General features: G+C 70.8%; 1 protein-coding gene. It reads right to left on the bottom strand.

What is annotated here, in order from left to right:
- On the bottom strand, window positions 1-219 hold a 219-nt coding region (locus BN358_RS24330), incomplete at both ends, for an RDD family protein (RefSeq protein ID WP_198018486.1).

Below are 219 nucleotides of genomic sequence, written 5' to 3'. Positions count from 1 at the left end.
GCAGCCAGAGTTCGAACACGCCCACCAGTGCACGGACGGACGCGTGCCGCAGCCGGATCGGGCCGCCGTCGTCCCGGAGCACCTGCAGGCCGAAGGCCAGCTTGCCGAGCGACCGTCCACGGCTGAGGGTCTCGACCGTGATCGGGGCGATCAGGAACACGATGACGAGCAGCGCGTAGACGAGCGCCGTGGCCATGGCCTCGTCGAACCGGTCGGCCC

It is taken from the genome of Sedimentibacter sp. B4 (genome assembly GCF_000309315.1).
GTDB lineage: Bacteria > Bacillota > Clostridia > Tissierellales > Sedimentibacteraceae > Sedimentibacter > Sedimentibacter saalensis.
Note: the sequence above shows the minus strand (reverse complement) of the source record. Positions and strands in the feature narration are given on the sequence as shown.